The 21,701-nt window shown below is 60.3% G+C and carries 1 protein-coding gene; it reads right to left on the bottom strand.

The window, feature by feature from the left end; genetic code table 11:
* Window positions 1–2: 2 nt before the first annotated feature.
* Entirely contained in the window at window positions 3–21,671 is a 21,669-nt protein-coding gene (locus FEK42_RS16590; RefSeq protein WP_138211894.1) for an Ig-like domain-containing protein, read from the bottom strand.
* Window positions 21,672–21,701 lie beyond the last annotated feature (30 nt).

Here is a 21,701-nt window from a genome sequence, read left to right as displayed (position 1 = left end):
ATCTACACCACCATCAACTGATGATTCGCCAGCAAAGTGGCGAGGTCGGTATGCACGCCCGTCAGCGTGACCACGTTAGTTGCCGTAAAAGTGCCGCCCGTGCCGTCGCGGTCGATCTGCACGATGGTGTCGCTGCCGCTCTGGGTGACTTTGACAAAATCACCGATGTTTCCGGCCTGCGCATCCAGCGTTGCCACGCCGTTGACGTAGCTGGCTTTGCCGTTGCCGGTATAGCCGCTGCCCTGTAACAGCTCGCGGATATCAATGCGATCGGTGTCGGCGGTGCCTTCCCATGTCCCTACCGTAAAGCCATTCACCACGTCCGAGCCATTGCCGCCGGTGGCATCGCTGGCGTTGAGCAGTTTATAGAGCAAGGTGTCATGGCCCCCGTTGCCGATGTTGATGGTGTCGTTACCGCCGCGCCCTTCCAGTTGGTTATCGCCGCTGCTGCCCGTCAGGGTGTCGTTAAAGTTGGAGCCGGAAATGCCTTCGATATTGGTAAATGTCGAGGTGTTAAAGCCGGTCGCCTGGGCAGTGGTGGTGCTTAAGTTGGCGGTGATCCCCACTGTGGAGAGGCGGAAATCAACCACGTCCATTCCGCCGTTCGCCAGCCAGGTTCCGGTGCCGGAGCTGTACACCCAGCCGCCGGAACCGTCGTAGATGTCGGTACCTGCGGTAGCGAAGAAGGTATCGTTATAGCCGGTACCAACGAACTTACCGTTGTTGCTCGCCGTGCCTGCTTCGGCGCTGAGATCGTAAGCGTGGGTAGCATCAGTGGCATGTAAACCGCCCCAACTGGTATTCACCGTCTGGTCGATATTGCTGGCAGTGGTGCCGGTGGATTTGATCAGCACCGCGTTGTAAGTTTCCCCGGCATTCAGCCCGTAGAAATTGACCAGCGCCGAGGTGTCGTTGACGCCCATCCCCGACTGCGGATTGATGATTTGCGTAGCGACCAGCACTCCCGCCGAGTTGTAGAGTTTTACGGTATTACCGTAATAGACGTTAATGCCGTTGGGATCGGTGATGCGCAGGTGCAGCGAGGTACCGTAGCTCACCGTGTTAGTATTGCGGATCAGGAACACGCTGCCCGACTGTTTGGTCACCAGCACATCCACCGCGCCGTCCCAGTCGTAATCCATTGCCGCCACGCCGCTGGTGATGCCGCTCTGGCTGCCGCCGAGGGTAGATTGTGTCCAGTTACTGGCATTACTGACGTTAGTATAGAGGTACGACTGCCCGGTCTGAGCAATACGCGCGATATCCATTAACCCGTCATGATCCCAGTCCACTGCCACGCTGAACTGGCTGGCATAGGTTGTACCCGTAGCCCCCACCGCCACCGGATTCCCCAACACGCCGTTGGTATTGAATAACAGCGAGCCGTAGTTAGCTCTTCCCTGGCTGGCGGGCAGGAAGAGGTCCATATCGCCGTCACCATCGAAATCTGCCCAGGTCATGGACACAGACGTCGAGTTACCACCGCTGCCTGCAACGCTGAGGAAGGTGTTGATGGTGTTCTGCCCCCAGACAAACGTGCCGTTGCCCTGGCTGATGAGCGATGAAAGGGTGTAGTAGTTATTCAGGTTGAAGGTGTGCTGAACCAGGTCTACCCTGCCGTCATTGTTGAGATCGACGCCGGAACCTTCGTTAAGGGAAAGATAGCCGTTCACCACCCCGCCGACCGTGGCGCTCCCTCCGTTGTTGGCGGTGGTGGAGTTGCCTACCAAGGTGCCTGCGTTATTCCACAGGAAGGTGTTGGAGTCCGGCCCGCCTGCGTCGCCAATCCAGAAATCGAGATAGCCGTCGCCCTCTTTATCAAACGCCACAATCGAGCCATACCACGTCAGCGTACCGACGTTCACCTGAATCGCGCTGGAAAAGGTGCCGTCGCCGTTATTGGTAAATCCGTTGATATAGCCCGTACCGTAGTCATCACGGGTGATAAACAGATCGCCTGTACCGTTACGATCGTAATCGGCAATGGAACTGGTGGCGTAGTTGTTGCCGCTTTGCACCAGCGTCAGTGCGGTCTTCGACCAGGTGAGCGGATCGGTTGATTGCATAATTTGCTGGTTAGCCAGCACCGTCCACATCCCGTGGTTGTCGAGGCCGTAGGTCAGCCCCCAGGCGGTCGTTTTATTGGCAGTTGTCCAGGCGGGCGTGTAATCAATCGCCGCGTTGACCGTCACCGTGCCGTTGCTGACGTTGGCGGTGTTGCCGTTGCCCGCCGAGCTTTTTACCTGCGCGGTGACGTTATAGGCGGTCGCGGACGCCGCCAGCACATCGGTATCCGGCAGTTGCACATACCAGGTGTTGTGTGCCGGATCGACTACCACCGCACCGCCCGGCTGCGAGGTGTAGGTTTTGCCATTGATGACCACTTCGACATACTGCCCACTGGCGAGCGCGGCAGTGATCACCCCGCTGATAATCGGCGTGGTATCGCGCGTGGTCTGGCTGGTGATTTGCGCCAGCGTGGTCGGAATAGAAGTATCGACCGTCAGGATAAAATCGCTGGAGGAGGTGATATTCCCTGCCAGATCCACTACCCGCGCGCTGTAGGTATAGGCGCCGCTGACCAGACCGCTGTCGCTGTAGGTCCAGTTCAGCGCACCTACCATCGTCACCGCGCCTAACAGCAGGCCGTTGCGGTAGAGGTAAACCACTTCACCGCTGGCTAGCGGGCCGGAGAGCACGCCGTTCAGCAGTGGCGTGGTATCGTCGGTGGCCTGCGAACTGCTTAACGTCCCCTGCCGCTGCCCGACATCATCGGTATACGACACAATGGTCGGCGTGGCGGTGGGGTTAATCGTATCGACCACCACCGTTTTCGATACCACCGGGCCGGTATTCCCCGCCAGATCCAGCACCCGCACCTGATAAACGTAGCTGCCATCGGTCAGCGTGCGGCTGTCGGTGTAAGTCCACTGCGTGCCGTTGGTGGTGAGCGTGATCCAGGTCGCACCGCCATCAAGGCTAATCTGCGCCACTTCGCCGCTGGCAAGCCCCGCCCCCAGCGAACCGGTCAACGTGAGCGTGGTATCACTGGTGATAAAGTCGGTGGACGAACTCCCCGTGTCGGTGCTAATGCTGGCGATGGTCAACACCTGCGCCGGGTTAACGGTGTCGATCTGCGCCGACTGGCTGCCGGTTGCGCCAACGTTGCCCGCCAGATCGACCACTCGTACCTGCCAGGTCGTCGTGCCATTCGTTAGCGTGCGTCCGTCAACGTAACTCCAGTTCAAGCCGTCTGCCGCCAGCGTTACGTTCACCCAGGTTGCACCGTTGTCGGTGCTGATTTGCGCGAATTCATTAGTGCCGAGCGCCGCGCCCAGTACGCCGCGCACGGTAAGCGAGGTATCGCTGGTAATAAAATCGCTGCTGCTGGCTCCGGTGTCATCGCTGATGCCGGTAATGGTGATGCTTTTCGCCGCTTCCGGGCTGGTGGTGTCGACCACCACGTTTTGCGTTGCGGTCTGCCCAACATTCCCCGCCAGATCCACCACCCGCACCGTGTAGTTCCAGGTGCCGTCGGTCAGTGTGCGACCATCGGCATAGCTCCAGCTGGTGCCGATAACGGTTAAGGTTGTCCAGGTGACACCGCCGTCGAGGCTGATTTGCGCCCGTTCATCAGCGGCCAGCGCCGCACCGAGCGTACCGCGCACGGTCAGCGTGGTATCGCGGGTAACAAAATCGCTGCTGCTTAACCCGGTGTCATCGCTGATGCCCGCAATGGCGATGGTTTTGCTCGCCAGCGGCGCGGTGGTGTCAACGGTGACAATCTGGCTGGCGGTCGCACCGATATTTCCGGCGGTGTCGATCACCCGCACCTGATAGTTGTAGTTACCGTCAGCCAGCGTGCGCCCGTCAAGGTACGTCCAGGTCAAACCGCTTACCGAAAGATTCTGCCAGGTTGTACCGCCGTCGATGCTGATTTGCGCGAACTCACCGGCAGAAAGCGTCGCCCCCAGCGAGCCGCTTACCGCAAGCGTCGTGTCGCTGGTAACAAAATCGTTAGTGATCAATCCGGTATCGGTGGTGATCGCGCTGATAGCGATGGTTTTTACTGCTGGATCTGGCGCGATGGTGTCGATCACCACGTTCTGGCTGTCGGTCGCGCCAACGTTGCCCGCTGCGTCAATCACCCGCACCTGATAGAGATAGTTGCCATCGGTCAGCGTGCGGCTGTCGTTATAGCGCCAGGTCGTGCCAGTGACGGTAAGCGTGGTCCAGGTTGCGCCGCCGTCGATACTGATTTGCGCCGTCTCGTTACTGGCAAGCGCGGCGGTGAGCGAGCCGTTGACCACCACCGGACTGACGCTGGTGATAAAGTCGCTGGCGCTAAGCCCGGTGTCTGCTTGCAGGGAATCAATATTAATGCCCATCGCCGGGGCGCTGAGATCGACGGTAATAGTGTGATTACTGTTACCGGTGTTGCCAATGGCGTTGCTTACCGAGGCGTTAATCACGTAGGCGTTGCCGTCCGCCAGCGCGGTGACATCGGCGCTGCCGAGCGTGTAGCTCCAGCTACCGCCCGTCTGCACGGTGGTGGTGTAGGTTTTGCCGTTTAAGGTCAGGGTCAGCGTCTGCCCGACTGGGGCGGTGGTGGTGCCGCTGATCACCAGCGACGAGCCATGTTCCGCCGCGTTCACTACATCGTCGCCCGCAAAAGTGTTGATGGTGACGGTAGGCACATCGCCGTTCAACGTGACGCCACGGCTGGCGCTACCGGGGTTTCCGGCCTGATCGCTGACCGTCGCGCTGATGGTGTAGCTGCCGTCGCTTAATCCGGCAAACTGCTGCGCCGGAATAAACACTGACCAGCTTCCGCCGCTGCCGACTGTGGCGGTCCAGCTCTGACCGTTAAAGGTGACGGTCACCGTCTGCCCCACTTCGGCGGTGGTGGTGCCGCTGATGGTCTGCCCGGTAAGCTGCTCGGCGTTGTTGATAATATCGTCACCCGCCACGGTGGCGATGGTCACCGTTGGCGCAACGGTGTCAACGGTCAGAGCGTGCGTGGCCTGTCCGGGGTTGCCCGCGCGATCGTTCACGCTGGCGGTAATGGTCTGCGCGCCCTGCCCGAGCGCTGCCAGATCCGCCGCAGGCACGTTCAGCGCCCAGGTGCCATTGGCAGCAACCGTGGCGGTGTAGGTTTTGCCGCCAAAGGTGACGGTGACCGTCTGCCCCACTTCCGCGCTGGTCGAGCCGTTAAGGGTTAACGGCTGCTGTTGTTCTGCGGCGTTGAGTCGATCGTCCGTCGAAACGGTGTTAATGCTGATAATCGGTGCGGTGAGATCCACCGCTACGCTGCGCGAGGCCGTGGCGCTGTTTCCGGCGCTGTCCTGAGCGGAAGCGCTGACCGTGTAGCTGGTACCATCCGCCAGCGCCGCGACGTCTGCCGCTGGCACGTTCACGCTCCAGCTCCCGTTGCTTTGAATAGTGGCGCTGTAGCCTTTGCCGTTAAGCAACACGGTCACCACTGTGCCTGTCGCAAAATTAGTGCCAGTGCCGCTCAGGGTCAGCGCACTGCCTGCTTCGGCGGCATTAATAAGGTTATCGCCGCTGATGGTGCTGACCGAAAGTGACACTGCCGCCGTATTGATCTGCACGTTGTGCGTCTGCGTGCTGCTGTTGCCTGCGCTGTCGGTGATGGTGGCGCTGATGGTCACCGTGCCGTCCGCAAGGCCGGAAATCACACTGGCTGGCACGCCGACGCTCCAGTTGCCGCTGGCATCGGTGCTGGTGACATACAGCTGCCCGGCGATGGTCACCACCAGGCGGTCGCCCGCTACCGCGCCCGTGGCGGTGCCGCTGATAATCTGCGCCTGAGTATGTTCGACGTTGTTAATCACATCATCGCCCGCCACGGTGTTAAAGCTGATGACGGGCGCGGTGGTATCGACGGTCATGCCTTTGCTGGCGCTGCCGGGGTTACCCGCCAGATCGCTGACCGTGGCGGTCAGGGTGTAGCCGTTATTAGCAAGCGTGGTTAAGGCGCTGGCAGGCAGCGTTAAGCTCCAGCTACCGTCCGCCTGCACCGTGGTCTGGTAGTTAGTGCCGTTTAGCGTGACGGTGAGCGTCTGCCCGGTTTGCGCGGTGCTGGTGCCGGACACCGTTACGCCCGCCGCGGCTTCGCTGGCGTTGATGATGTTATCGCTGGCTATCGTGTTGATGGTGACGATCGGCGCGGCGCTATCGACGCTGTATTCATGTGTTGCCGTGGCGCTGTTGCCATTAACGTTGGTCACCCGCACCTGAGCGCTGGCATCACCGTCACGCAACGTCGCCATATCCGCAGCCGGAACGGTGGTGCTCCAGCTACCGTTAGCCGCCACCGTGGTGGTGTAGGTTTTGCCGCCAAAGGTGACGGTAACGGTTTGCCCCGCTTCGACGCCGGACGTGCTGCCGGAAAGCGTTAGCGCCACGCCTTTTTCGGCGGCGTTAATCACATCATCGCTGGTGATGCTGTTCATGCTGATGGCGACGGTAGTGAGATCAACCGTGACCGGATGGGTAATGCTGGTTTGCGTTCCGGCACTGTTCGCGCCGCTAACGCTAATGTTCAGCGTTCCCGCAGGCCAGTTGCTGACATCCGCCGCCGGAACGCCGACGCTCCAGGTGCCGTTTGCCAGCACCGTGGCGGCGTAAGTTTGGTTATTAATCACCACCGTCAATGCCGTGCCTGCGGCAAAGCCGGAGCTGCTGCCAGTAATCACCTGCGCCTGAGCGTGTTCGATGATATTGACCACATCATCGCCTGCAACGGTATCGACTCGCAGACCTGGCAGACTGGCATCGATGGTGATATCGCGCGTGCCGCTACCGGTGTTGCCAACGGCGTTGGTGACCGAGGCGTTAACGGTTAACTCACCGTTACCCAGCGCCTGCCAGTCGGCTGAGGGGACACTCACGCTCCAGCTTAAATCTGGCTGCACGGTGGCGCTGTAGGTTTTGCCGCCCAGTTCAACGGTGACGGTACTGCCCGCCGCCGCCCCGGTTACCTGGCCGCTGATGGTTTGCGCGCTGCCCGCCTCTGAAGCGTTGATAATGTCGTCCGTCGCCACCGGATTAATGGTGACGCCCGGCAGCGCGGTATTGACCTGCACGTTATGGCTGGCGGTGCTGCTGTTGCCCTGGGCGTTGGTGACGCTCGCCGTCACGCTATAGGTAGCTTCGCCCAGCGCACTGACTGCCGAGGCGGGTACGGTAACGCTCCAGTTGCCGGAAGCGTCGGTGGTAGTGCTGTAGTTTTGTCCGTTCAGCGTCACGGTGATCGCCGTGCCCGCAGGTTGATCGCTGGTGCCGGAAAGCGCCAGATTCAATCCTTTTTCAGTGGCGTTGATCACGTCATCACCCGCGATGGTGTTGATGCTAATCACTGGCGCGGTGAGGCTGACGGTAACGGTGCGGCTGGCGTCGTCGCTGTTGCCCGCCCGATCGCTGACGCTGGCGGTGATCGTCTGCGCACCGCTACCGAGTGCCGTAACATCCGCCGCCGGGACGCCGACGCTCCAGTTGCCGGAGGCATCCAGGGTGGTGGTGTAGGTTTTGCCGTTGAGCACGACGCTCACCACATCGCCCGCTTCCCCGCCCGTGCTGGTGCCGGAAATCACCAGCGCCTGCCCGTGTTCGGCGTCGTTGATGATGTCATCGCCCGCCACGGTGTTAATGGTGAGAACGGGCGCGGTGGTGTCTATCGCCAGATTATGGCTGGCGCTGCCGGGGTTACCCGCTTTGTCATTGACTGTGGCGCTGACGGTGTAATTGCTTGCGGTCAGCGCACCTAAGGCTGAGGTGGGAACGCTGATGCTCCAGCTACCGTCCGCCTGTACATTACCGCTGTAGGTTGCGCCATTAAGGGTGACGGTGACCGTCTGCCCGGTTTCGGCGGTGCTGGTGCCGCTGATGGTGAGCGGGCTTCCGGCCTCCGTGGCGTTAAGAATATCGTCGCTGGCGATGGTATTAATGGTGAGCGTCGGCACGCTGGCGTCAACGCTATACGCATGGGTCGCCGAGGCACTGTTGCCGCTCGCGCTGCTGACGCTGGCCTGCACGTTCGCCGCGCCGTCTGGCAGAGTTGCCAGATCCGCCGCCGGAACCGTTACACTCCAGCTCCCGTTAGCGGCGACGCTTGCGGTGTAGGTTTTGCCGCCAAAGGTAACGGTAACGGTTTGCCCGCTTTCAATCCCGCTGGTGCTGCCGGAAAGGGTCAGCCCGGTACCTTTTTCGGCGGCGTTAATCACGTCATCGCTGGCAACCGTATTGATGCTGATCGCCACCGTCGTTAAATCGACGGTGAACGGATGGCTGACGCTGACCGGATTTCCGGCGCTGCTCTGTCCTGCCACGTCAACGGTTAACGGCCCCGCAGGCCAGGCGCTGACGTTTGCCGCCGGAATGCCGACACTCCAGCTCCCATCCGCCTGTACCGTGGCGGAATAAACCGTACCGTTAATCGTGATCGTCAATGGCACACCTGCATTCAGGCCGCTACTGCCGCCAGTGATTACCAGCGCCTGTCCGTGTTCGATACTGTTGACGATATCATCGCCCGCTACCGTATCCACGCGTAGCCCCGGCAGGTTGGCGTCAATGGTGATATCCCGCGTGCCGCTACCCGTATTGCCATTCGCGTTGGTGACCGAGGCGGTAATGGTCAAATCACCATTGCCCAGCGCCTGGAGATCGGCTGCAGGAACGCTGATACTCCAGCTTAAGTTGCCCTGTACCGTGGTGGTGTAAGTGTTGCCGCCCAGCGTCACGGTGACCGTATCGCCAGCGGCGGCGCGGGTCACTACCCCGCTGATGGTTTGATCGGCCCCCGCTTCAGCGGCGTTGATAATATCGTCACCCGCCACAGTATTGATGGTGACGCCCGGCAGGCCGCTGTCGACCAGTAAATTCGCCTGGCTACTGGCGGTGTTGCCTGCCGGACTGGTGGCGCTGGCGCTGACGGTATAGTTTGCCTGGCCTAAAGCCGCCAGATCGCTCACCGGAACGGTTAAGGTCCAGTTGCCTGCTGCGTCGGTGGTGGCGCTGTAGTTATGACCGTTGAGCGTGACGGTAACCTGTGCGCCTGTCGCCAGCCCCGTACTGCTACCGCTAATGGTCAACGGCTGGCCTTTTTCATCGGCGTTCAGGACGTTATCGCCGCTGATGGCGTTAAAGGTAATTGACGGCAGGCCAGTATTGACCGTCACCTGATGCGTGGCGCTGCCGCTGTTTCCGGCGGCATCGGTGACGCTGGCGTTAATGGTCACCGTGCCGTTCGCCAGTGCCGAGACGACGCTTGCCGGGACACCGACGCTCCAGTTACCGCTGGCATCCAGCACGGTGGTAAAGGTGTTTGTGCCGATAGTCACCGTCACGGTGCTACCGGTTGCCGCGCCAGTAGCGGAGCCGCTGATAATCTGCGCCTGGGCGTGTTCCGTCGCGTTGATCACATCATCGCCCGCCACCGTGTTGATGGTGACGACCGGAACGGAAGTATCCACCGTCAGGTTGTGATTAACCGAGGCCGGGTTTCCGGCTTTGTCGCTCACCGCCGCGCTGACGGTGTAGTTGCTGGCGGTCAGAGCGCTTAAGTCGGCTGGCGGCACACTGACGCTCCAGCTGCCGTCCGTCTGTACAGTGCCGGTATAGTTTGCGCCATTGAGCGTGACGGTCACCGTCTGCCCCGCTTCCGCCGTGCTGCTGCCGTTGATGGTCAGCGCCGTACCCGCTTCGGTAGCGTTAAGAATATCGTCACCCGCAATAGCGTTGATGGTCACCGTTGGCGCGCTGGCATCGACGCTGTAAGCGTGGGTAGTGGTGGCGCTGTTGCCGTTAACATTGCTGACGCTGGCCTGTGCGCTGGCATCGCCATCACGCAGGGCTGCCATCTCTGCCGCCGGAACCGTGGTGCTCCACGAACCATTCGCCGCGACGCTTGCAGTGTAGGTTTTGCCGCCAAAGGTCACGGTGACCGTTTGCCCGGCTTCGACGCCGGAAGTGCTACCGGAGAGCGTTAACGCCGCGCCTTTTTCAGCGGCGTTAATCACATCATCGGCGGTAATGGCGTTGATGCTGACGGCAATCGCCGAGAGATCGACAGTCACCGGATGCGTAACGCTGACCGGGTTTCCGGCGGTGGTGTTGCCGCTTGCCGCAATCGTGACCGACCCCGCAGGCCAGGCGCTGACATCCACCGCCGGAACGCCGACGCTCCAGGTGCCATCCGCCAGTACCGCCGCAACATAGGTTTGCCCGTTAATGGTCAGCGTGACGTTGCTGCCCGCCGCCAGGCCGGAACTGCTGCCGGTAATCACCAGCGCCTGCCCGTGCTCGATAATGTTGACCACATCATCGCCAGCGACAGTATCGACCCGCAGACCGGGAAGATTCGCGTCGATGGTGATTTCCCGCGTGCCATTTCCGGTATTGCCTACGCTGTTCGTCACCGAGGCCGAAATGGTCAGTTCGCCGTTGCCCAGCGCCTGTAAAGCGGCTGCCGGAACATTGACGCTCCAGCTTAAATTCGCCTGCACCGTGGCGGTGTAAGTCGCCCCGCCGAGCGTGACGGTTACCGTGTCGCCTGCCGCCGCGCCCGTTACCTGCCCGCTGATGGTCTGGCCCGCGCCCGCTTCGGCAGCGTTAATAATATCGTCGCTCGCCACAACGTTAATGGTGACGCCCGGCAGCGCAGTATTGACCTGCACGTTATGGCTAGCGGAACCACTGTTGCCATCAACGTCAGTAGCGACGGCGGTTACCGTGTAAGTAGCTTCACCGAGCGCGCTCACGGCGGATGCCGGAACGGTCACGCTCCAGTTACCTGAGGCATCGGCAGTAGTGGTGTAATTTTGCCCGTTGAGCGTAACGGTTACCTGCGTACCCGCAGGCTGGTTGCTGGTGCCGGAAATCGCCAGATCCGCACCTTTCTCCGTGGCGTTGATAATGTCATCGACGGCAATGGTGTTGATGCCGAGCACGGGTGCGCCGAGCGCCACGCTGACAGTGTGCGAGGCCGTGCCGCTGTTACCTGCGGAGTCGGTGACCGTGGCGGTAATGGTCACATCGCCCTGCGCCAGCGCGGAAATCACGCTGGCAGGCACACCGATGCTCCAGTTGCCGTTGGCGTCCAGCACGGTGGTATACGTGTTGGCGCCAATCGTCACGGAAACCGTGTTACCGGTGGTCGCGCCCGTTGCCGAGCCGCTGATAATCTGCGCCTGAGCATGTTCCGTGGCGTTGATGATGTCATCGCCCGCCACCGTGTTAATGGTGACGACTGGGGCAACGAGATCTACCGTCAGATTATGCGTTGCCGAGGCCGGATTTCCGGCTTTGTCGCTGACCGCCGCGCTCACCGTATAGGGGCTTGCGGTGAGGTTGGCTAAATCGCCAGTTGGTACGCTGACGCTCCAGCTACCGTCAGCCTGTACGTTCCCGCTGTAACTGACGCCGTTTAGCGTCACGGTCACCGTCTGCCCGGCTTCTGCCGTACTGGTGCCGCTGATGGTCAGCGCCGTTCCGGCTTCAGCGGCATTAAGAATATCGTCCGAGGCGATGGTGTTGATAGTAACGGATGGCGCGGTGGCATCAACGCTGTAAGCATGTGTTGCCTGGGCGATGTTGCCAGCTACGTTGCTGACGCTGGCTTGTACGTTTGCTGCGCCGTCCGGCAAGGTTGCGAGATCGGCGGCGGGGATCGTCAGCCCCCAGGTATTATCCGCGGCAACCGTGGTGGTGTAGCTTTTGCCGCCGAAAATAACGGTGATGGTCTGCCCCGCTTCCACGCCGGAGGTGGTGCCGGAGAGCTGCAAATCGCTGCCTTTCTCGGTGGCGTTAATTACATCGTCGCCGGAAAGGGTATTGATGGTGATAGCGACGGCAGCGAGATCGACCGTAACTGGATGGCTGATGCTGGTTGTGGTTCCAGCAGTATTAGTGCCAGAGACGGCAATATTAACCGTCCCCGCAGGCCAGTTTGCGACATCTCCCGCCGGAACGCCGACGCTCCAGCTGCCATCGGCGAGTACCGTTGCGCCGTAGGTGACGTTGTTGATTTCCACTGTCAGTGGCGTTCCCACCGCCAGTCCGGTACTGCTGCCGGTTACCACCAGCGCCTGACCGTGCTCGATAATATTGACCACATCATCGCCTGCTACGGTATCGACGCGCAGACCTGGTAGGTTGGCGTCTATCACGATGTCGTGTGTGGCGGTGCCGGTATTGCCTGTGGTGTTGGTCACCGAGGCGGTGATGGTCAGCTCACCGTTACCTAACGCCTGCAAATCAGCCGTCGGTACGCTGACGCTCCAGCTTAAATCTGGCTGCACGGTGGCTGTGTATTGATTACCGCCGAGCGTGATAGTGACCGTGTCCCCTGCTGCTGCCGTCCCCGTAACCTGACCGCTGATGGTCTGGTTAACGGCAATTTCAGCGGCGTTGATAATGTCATCACCTGCTACGGTGTTAATGATCACGCCAGGCAGGAGTGATTCGACATTCACCGTATGGGTGGTACTGCCGCTGTTGCCCGCGCTGTCGGTGGCGCTGGCGCTAATTTGATACACTGCCTCGCCCAAGGCACCGACTGCCGAAGCTGGCACGGTAACGCTCCAGTTGCCGGAACCGTCGGTGGTGGCGCTGTAAGCCAGGCCGTTCAACATCACGGTGACCGTGGAGCCCGTCGCCAGGCCGCTGGAGCCGCCGCTGATGATTAGATCCTGGGTTTTCTCTGCATTATTAATAATGTCATCACCGGAGACAGTGTTGATGGTCAGCGTCGGGCCGCTGAGATCAACGGTCACATCGTGAGTCGTGCTGTCGCTGTTGCCCGCGCGATCGCTCAGGCTGGCGGTGATGGTCTGGCTACCGGTCGCCAGCGCCGTGACATCCGCCGCCGGAATACCGACGCTCCAGTTACCGGAAGCGTCCAGCGTGGTGGTGTAGTTTTTGCCGTTGAGCGTGACGGTGACCACATCGCCGGGTTCCGCGCCCGTGCTAGTGCCGCTCACCACCAGCGCCTGCCCGTGTTCGATAGCGTTGATAATGTCATCGCCCGAAACGGTGTTAATGGTGAGATCCGGCGCGGTAACGTCCACCGCCAGCGCATGATCGGCGCTTGCCGGGTTACCCGCTTTATCGCTCACCGTCGCAGTCACGGTATAACTGCTGGCGATCAGTCCGCTTAAATCCGTTGCCGGAACATTCACGCTCCAGGTGCCATCGGCCTGGACGGTGGTCTGGTACGTGTTGTTATTGAGCGTGACGGTCAGCGTCTGCCCGGCCTGCGCCGTGGTGGTGCCGCTGATGGTGATCCCCGCGCCCGCTTCGCTCACATTAAGAATATCGTCGCTGGCGATGGTGTTGATGGTAATTATCGGCGCGGTGCCATCGACGCTGAAAGCATGAGTCGCCTGGGCGCTGTTGCCGTTAATATTGCTGACGTTCGCCTGCACGTTGCCCGCGCCGTCTGGCAACGCAGCGAGATCGGCAGGCGGTACATTCACCGTCCAGCTACCGTTGGCTTCCACGGTGGTGGTGTAATTTTTGCCGCCAAAGGTGACGGTCACCGTCTGTCCGGCTTCCACGCCGCTGGTGCTGCCGCTTACGACCAGCGTTTCGCCTTTCTCTACGGCGTTGATCACATCATCGCCGGAGAGAGTGTTAATGGTGATGGCGACTGCCGCCAGATCGACGGTAACCGAATGGGTAATGGTGGAGGTTGTTCCGGCGCTGTTAGTGCCGCTTACCGTAATATCCACCGTACCCGCAGGCCAGTTGCTGACGTCGGCCGCCGGAACACCAAGGCTCCATGTGCCGTCGGCTAACACCGTCGCGCCGTAAGTGACGTTATTGATAACGACCGTTAACGCGGTTCCTGCCGTCAGTCCGGTGCTGCTGCCGGTGATCACCAGCGCCTGACTGTGCTCAATGCTGTTAATAACATCATCACCCGCTACGGTATCGACACGCAGGCCAGGCAGATTGGCGTCGATAGTGATGTCTCGCGAGCCGCTGCCCGTGTTGCCAACGCCATTGGTGACCGAGGCGTTAACCGTCAGAGAACCGTTGCCCAGCGCCTGAATATCCGCCGCTGGCACGCTGACACTCCAGCTTAAATTAGCCTGCACCGTGGCGGTGTAGGTGTTGCCGCCCAGCGTGATGGTAACGGTATCTCCCGCCGCCGCGCCCGTGACCTGACCACTGATGGTTTGCGCATTGCCCGCTTCGGCAGCGTTGATAATGTCATCGGTCGCCACCGCGTTAATGGTGACGGCAGGCAAGGCGCTGTTGACCAGCACGTTATGGCTGGCGGAATTGCTGTTGCCTGCCGTGTCAGTGACGTTTGCTGTTACCGTGTAGTTGGCCTCACCCAGCGCGCTAACCGCTGAGGCTGGCACCGTGGCGCTCCAGTTGCCGGAAGCATCTGTAGTGGCGGTGTAATTTTGCCCGTTCAGCGTCACCGTAATGGTGGTGCCTGCGGGCTGATTACTGGTGCCGGTGATTTGCAGATCCGCGCCTTTTTCCGTGGCGTTAATGACGTCATCGCTGGCGATAGTGTTGATGCCAATGGTTGGCGAGGTGAGATTCACAGTGACCGTGCGGCTGGCGTCATCGCTATTCCCTGCCGCGTCGGTAATGGTGGCGGTGATGGTTTGCGGGCCGCTGCCCAGCGCAGTGACATCTGCCGCCGGAACGCCGACGCTCCAGTTGCCGGAAGCGTCCAGCGTGGTGGTGTAGGTTTTACTGTTTAACGTGACGGTGATGACATCGCCCGCTTCGCCGCCAGTGCTGGAACCGGAGATCACCAGCGCCTGCCCGTGTTCGGCGGCGTTAATAATGTCATCGCCGGAGACGGTGTTGATGGTCAGCACCGGAACAGTGAGATCTACCGCCAGACCGTGAGTCGCGGTCGCCGGGTTACCTGCTTTATCGCTTACCGAGGCGCTGACCGTGTACTGGCTGGCGGTCAGATTGCCGAGATCTGCCGTCGGCACGCTGACGCTCCAGCTGCCGTCCGCCTGGACGGTGCCGCTGTAAGTCACGCCATTAAGCGTGACGGTTACCGTCTGCCCCGCTTCGGCGGTACTGCTGCCGCTGATGGTTAGCGGATTGCCCGCCTCGGCGGCGTTCAGAATATCGTCGGTGGCGATGGTGTTAATGGCAAGCGTCGGGGCTGTGGCATCGACGCTGTAAGCGTGGGTTGCCGAAGCCGTGTTGCCGTTAATAGTGCTGACGCTGGCCTGCACGGTGGCGTCGCCGTCGCGTAACGCGCTGAGATCGGCGGCGGGTACGGTGGTTGTCCAGCTACCATCGCCCGCTACGGTGGCGGTGTAGGTTTTACCGCCAAAGGTGACGGTGACGGTTTGCCCCGCTTCAACGCCGGAAGTGCTGCCGGAAAGGGTTAAATCTGCCCCTTTTTCGGCGGCGTTAATCACATCGTCGCCGGAAACGGCGTTAATGGAAATAGCCACCGCCGCCAGATCGACGGTGACCGGATGGGTGATAGTGACCGGGTTTCCGGCGCTACTGGCGCCTGAAACCGTGATATTCACCGTCCCCGCAGGCCAGTTGCCCACATCTGCCGCCGGAACACCAACGCTCCACGTGCCATCGGCTAATACCGTCGCAGCGTAAGTGACCGTGTTAATCACCACCGTCAGTGCCGCGCCCGCCGCCAGCCCGCTGCTGCTACCAGTAATCACCAGCGCCTGACCATGCTCGATGCTATTGACCACATCATCGCCCGCCACGGTATCAACGCGCAGACCTGGCAGGTTGGCGTCGATAGTAATATCGCGCGTACCACTGCCGGTATTGCCAACGCCGTTGGTTACCGAGGCGTTAACCGTCAGGTCGCCATTACCGATGGCTTGAATATCCGCTGCCGGAACGTCCACGCTCCAGCTTAAATTGCCCTGCACGGTAGTGGTGTAGGTTTTCCCGCCTAGCGTCACGGTAACCGTATCGCCCGCCGCCGCGCCCGTCACCTGACCGCTGATGGTCTGCGCCACGCCCGATTCGGCGGCGTTAATAATGTCGTCGCTCGCCACCGGATTAATGGTGACACCCGGCAACGCGGTATTGACCTGCACGTTATGGCTGGCGGAATTGCTGTTGCCTGCGCTGTCGGTGACGTTCGCCGTCACCGTGTAACTGGCTTCGCCCAGCGCACCGACGGCGGAGGCTGGCACCGTGGTGCTCCAGTTGCCTGCGGCGTCCGTCGTGGCGGAGTAATTTTGTCCGTTAAGCGTCAGCGTAATTGTGGTGCCTGCGGGCTGATTGCTGGTGCCGGAAATTTGCAGATCCGCGCCTTTTTCGGTGGCGTTAATCACGTCATCGGTGGCGATGGTGTTGATGCCAATGGTCGGCGCGGTAAGGTTAACGGTAACCGTGTGCGTCTCGCTGTCACTGTTGCCTGCCGCATCGGTAACGGTCGCCGTCACGGTTTGCGGGCCGCTGCCCAGCGCCGTGACGTCCGCTGCCGGAACGCCGACGCTCCAGTTGCCGGAGGCATCCAGGGTAGTGGTGTAGGTTTTATTGTTTAACGTGACGCTGACGACATCTCCCGCTTCTCCGCCTGTGCTGGAACCGGAAATCACCAGCGCCTGCCCGTGCTCGGTGGCGTTAATAATATCGTCGCCCGCAATGGTGTTGATGGTCAGCACCGGAACGGTGAGATCCACCGCCAGATTATGCGTGGTGCTCGCCGGGTTGCCCGCTTTGTCATTGACCGTCGCCGTCAGGGTGTGGCTGCCATCCGTCAATGCCTCAAGATCTGCCGCCGGAATATTAATACTCCAGCTGCCGTCGGCCTGTACCGTTGCCTGATACGTCTGCACGGTCGGGCTATTGAGCGTTATCGTAACGATCTGCCCTGCCTCGGCAGTGGTGGTGCCGCTCACCGTCACGCCCGCGTCAGCTTCGCTGGCGTTAACGATATTGTCGCTGGCAACGGTATTGATAATGATGGTCGGCGCGCTGCTGTCGACGCTGTAGTTATGCACCGCCGAGGCGCTATTGCCATTGATATTGCTGACGCTGGCCTGCGCGGAGGCGCTGCCATCGGTTAATGACGCCAGATCGGCGGCGGGAACGGTGGCGGTCCAGCTACCATCGCTCGCCACGGTAGCGGTGTAGTTTTTACCGCCAAAGGTCACGGTGACCGTTTGCCCGGCTTCTACATTCGTGGTGGTGCCGGAAAGCGTTAAATCAGCGCCTTTTTCTGCGGCGTTAATCACATCGTCCGTGGCGATAGTGTTGATGGTGATAGCCGCCGGAGTGAGATCCACCGTTACCGGATGCGTAATGCTTATCGGATTTCCGGCGCTACTTTCCCCGGAAACGGCAATATTAACCGTCCCCGCAGGCCAGGCGCTAACCTGCGCCGCCGTGACGCCCACGCTCCAGCTACCATCGGCCTGCACCGCAGTGGTGTAGTCCACATTATTAATCGTAACGGTAAGCGGCGTGCCTTCTGCCAGCCCCGAGCTGCTGCCGGTGACAACCAGCGCCTGCCCGTGTTCGATGATATTGACCACATCATCGCCCGCCACCGTATCGACCCGCAGACCGGGCAGATTAGCGTCGATGGTGATATCCCGCGTGCCGCTGCCGGTGTTGCCGTTTTGATTGGTGACCGAGGCGCTCACCGTCAAATCGCCATTACCCAGCGCCTGAATATCTGCCGCCGGAACGCTCACGCTCCAGCTTAATCCCGGCTGGACGGTGGTGGTGTAAGTATTGCCGCCCAGCGTAATCGTTACCGTGTCGCCAACGGCGGCTCCGGTAACCTGCCCGCTGATGGTTTGCGCTACGCCCGCTTCGGCGGCGTTAATAATATCGTCGGTTGCCACCGGGTTAATGGTCACACCGGGCAGCGCGCTGTCGACCAGCACGTTATGGCTGGCGGTGGTGCTGTTGCCGATACCGCTGGTCACCGCCGCCGTTACCGTGTAGTTGGCCTGGCCCAGTGCGGTTACCGCCGATGCCGGAACGGTGACGCTCCAGTTGCCGGAGGCGTCGGTCGTGGTGGTGTAGTTTTGCCCGTTCAGCGTCACGGTTATGGCGGTATTGGCTGGCTGATCGCTGGTACCGGTAATCTGGACATCGGCCCCTTTTTCGCTGGCGTTTATCACATCATCGCCAGCAATGGTGTTAATACCAATTACTGGCGCGGCGGTATCGACCGTGACGGTCAGTGACTGGCTACCCGTGTTTCCGGCACGGTCAGTCACTGAAACATTGATCGGATAACTGCCGTCCACCAGCCCACTGACCACCGAGGCCGGAACGCCCAGACTCCAGTTGCCGGAAGCATCCACCACCGTGGTGTAATTCACATTATTCAGCGTCACGGTGACAATATCGCCCGCCTGCGCGCCAGTGACCGTGCCGCTGATGATTTGCGCCTGGGTGTGTTCCGGCGTGTTGATGACGTTATCGCTCGCCACCGGATTAATGGTCACCACGGGCGGCGTGGCATCCACCAGCGCCACACGTGAGACGCTGGTCGGGTTACCCGCGACATCGTTCACGCTGGCGGTGACCGTGGCGTTGCCGTCAGCCAGTGCGCCAACGTTGGCGGCAGGTACGGTCACACTCCAGGTGCCGTCTGCCTGCACGACGCCCTGATACGTCTGCCCATTCAGCGTGACGGTCACCGTCTGCCCCGGCTGGGCGTCAGTGGTGCCAGTGATTTGCAGATCCTGACCACTTTCGGCGGCGTTGATGACGTTATCGGCGGTCAGCGAATCGATACTTAAGGCTGGCGCCTGACTGTCGACGGTAATGGTGCGGGAGGTGTCGCCAGTGTTACCGCTGATATTAGTGACGGTCGCGGTGATTTCTGCTGCGCCATCGGGCAGGCTGCTTACCGCACTGGCGGGAACGGTCAGGCTCCAGGAACCGTCATTCTGAACAGTGGTCGTCAGGGTTTGCCCGGCAAATTTCACGACTACCGTTTGCCCGGCCTCTACTCCTTGAGTGGTGCCGGTCAGCGTCAGCGGCGCACCTTTTTCTGCGGCATTGATAATGTCATCGCCGGAGACGGTATTGATAACAATCGCCACGCTACCCGCATCAACCAGCACATTATGGTTGATAGAAACCGGGTTACCTGCCGGATCTTCCGCACTGGCGGTAACAATAACCGTGCCCGCAGTGAGCGCCTGCAAGTCCGCAGCTGGAACACCCACCTGCCAGTTGCCGTTGCTGTCGGTCACGCCCTGATAGCTTTCGTTGCCGAGTGTTACCGTCACGGTAGTGCCCGCAGGTAAATGGCTACTGCTGCCAGAAATGACCAAATCCTGCTGCTGTTCGAGAGCGTTAATAACGTCATCGCCGGAGACAGTATTGATACGCAGTCCCGGCAGCGTGGCGCTGATGGTGATATCACGCTCACCATTACCAGTGTTGCCATGCCCGTTCGTCACAGAGGCATTTATCGTTAACGCCCCATCGCCCAGCGCCTGTAAATCCGCCGTCGGTACGTTCACGCTCCAGGTAAGGTTGCTGGCCACCGTCGCCGTGTAGGTATGACCGCCCAGTTCAATAGTGACGGTATCGCCCTGCACCGCACCCACGACGCGCCCACTGAGGGTTTGATCTGCCGCTGCTTCGGCGTTGTTAACAATGTTGTCGCCTGCAAAGGTGTTGATGATCACCTGCGGCAGCACCGTATCGACCAGCAAATTGCTCTGCGCGGTGCCGGTGTTGCCGGTCACATCGGTGGCGCTGGCGGTAACGGTGTAATTGGTGTTTGCCAGATTCAGGACATCGCTCACCGGAACATTCAGCGACCAGACGCCGCCGCTGACCTGAGCGCTATACGTGACATTATTCAGCGTCACGTTAACCGTGCCGCCGTCAGGTAAATTGCTGGTGCCACTTAACGTGAGCGGCTGCTGAGATTCCAGCGCATTCAGTACGTTATCACCGCTGATAGTATCTATTGCCACCTGCGGCGCGACGCCTGCCAGCGTGATGTTATGGGTCGCTGTACCGGTATTTCCAGCGGCATCAGTAACCGTGACGATGATGTCGTTAGGGCCACGCGCCAGAGTACGGGTTACCGCCGGATCAAGCGCTACGTTCCAGCTGCCGTCTGCCTGTACCACGCCTGTCAGAACTGTGGCACCTAACTTCACGGTGACGATATCCCCCGGAGAAGCCCCACTGACCTGACCGGAAATAATCTGCGCCACAATCTGTTCAGCGGTGTTAAGAATATCGTCGCCCGCAACGGTGTTAACGCTGACCACTGGCGCACTGGTGTCTACCGCGAAATTCGCACTGTTGCTGGTGGTATTTCCTGCCCGGTCGCTGACGCTGGCATTTACGGCGTAGTTGCCATCGGCCAGCGCCTGCACTTCTGCGGCAGGCAGCGTCACTTGCCAGGTTCCGTCGCTACCGACGGTTGCTGTGTGGGTGACGCCGTTCAGGTTCAGGGTTACGGTTTGCCCCGCTTCCGCATTCGATGTACCGCTTAACACCAGCGCGGCGTTATGTTCCGCGGCACTGACAATGTTGTCCTGGGCGATGGTGTTGATAGCAAGTGTCGGCGGTTGGGTATCGACCGTTAACAGTTGCGCGCCAGTGACCGTATTGCCCGTGGCATCTTTCCCACTGACCAGCACCGCCTGATTCCCTTCGCCTAACGCCTGTGCATCGGCGGTCGGTACTTGTACGCTCCAGACACCGTTAGCCCCAACGGTGGTGGTGTAGGTTTTGCCGTTTAGCGTAACGGTGAGTTCTGTTCCCTGTGCCAGATGGCTACTGGTGCCAGAAAGCGTAAATCCAGCGGCCTGTTCGCTGGCGTTAATAATGTTATCGCCTGCGGTGGTGGCGAGCTGTATGGCGGCCTGACTATTGTCGATGGTTAACGTTATCGACCCGGCGTTGGTAATGGTGCTACCGACGATCTGCACCACTGACCAGGTATGTTCGCCCGCGCTTTGCGTGGGCAAATCGACGCTCCAGCGTCCATCGCTACCGACCTGAGTACTGGCGATGGTGTCACCATTGCTGTCTTTAATCTGGATGGTCGCCCCCGCCTGCCCGCTGCCGCTAAAGGTTGGCGTAGTGTCATCGGTGGTATCGTTGGCGGAAAGAATACCGCGTTGATCGCCCTGATTATCGGTTACCAAAAACGATGGCGTGGCGTTGCCGGGTTCGGCTGGCGGTGGGTTGTTAACCACTTCAGTTTTTGAGCCATCATCGCCACCGCTTGCCAGTAAAGCGCCAAGCGCGCCGCCACCTACCGCCGCCCCCGCCAGCCATCCCCACGGGAAAGCCGTCGTCTGACCGACAATATCAAGGTACGGCGCAATGCTTTCAATTGCGGTGGTCTGAGCGGTCAGCTCCACGGGCGCTAATCCACCTGCCGCGGTATCGGCAAAGGTGACATGAGTCAGCTGTTGACCATCGGCAAACACCAGTTCGGATTGTTCGCTGGTATTTGCCGCTTGCAGGAAATAACCGTTGCAGCGGATCACCGTGCCGTCCTGCATATAGATCAACAAGTCATTTCCGTCACGAACATAACGCGCAACGGCAGATGCCTGAGCATGAACCTGCACCACAGAGGGCTCATAAATGACAACCGTAACGTCGCCAGGATTGATCAGCGTTTGTTTGACGGATGTTTTTCGCGAAATAACATCAATAATCAGGCTCATAATGGCATTCCTGATAAATGGCGCACATCC

It is taken from the genome of Escherichia sp. E2748 (genome assembly GCF_005781125.1).
Classification (GTDB): domain Bacteria; phylum Pseudomonadota; class Gammaproteobacteria; order Enterobacterales; family Enterobacteriaceae; genus Escherichia.
Note: the sequence above shows the minus strand (reverse complement) of the source record. Positions and strands in the feature narration are given on the sequence as shown.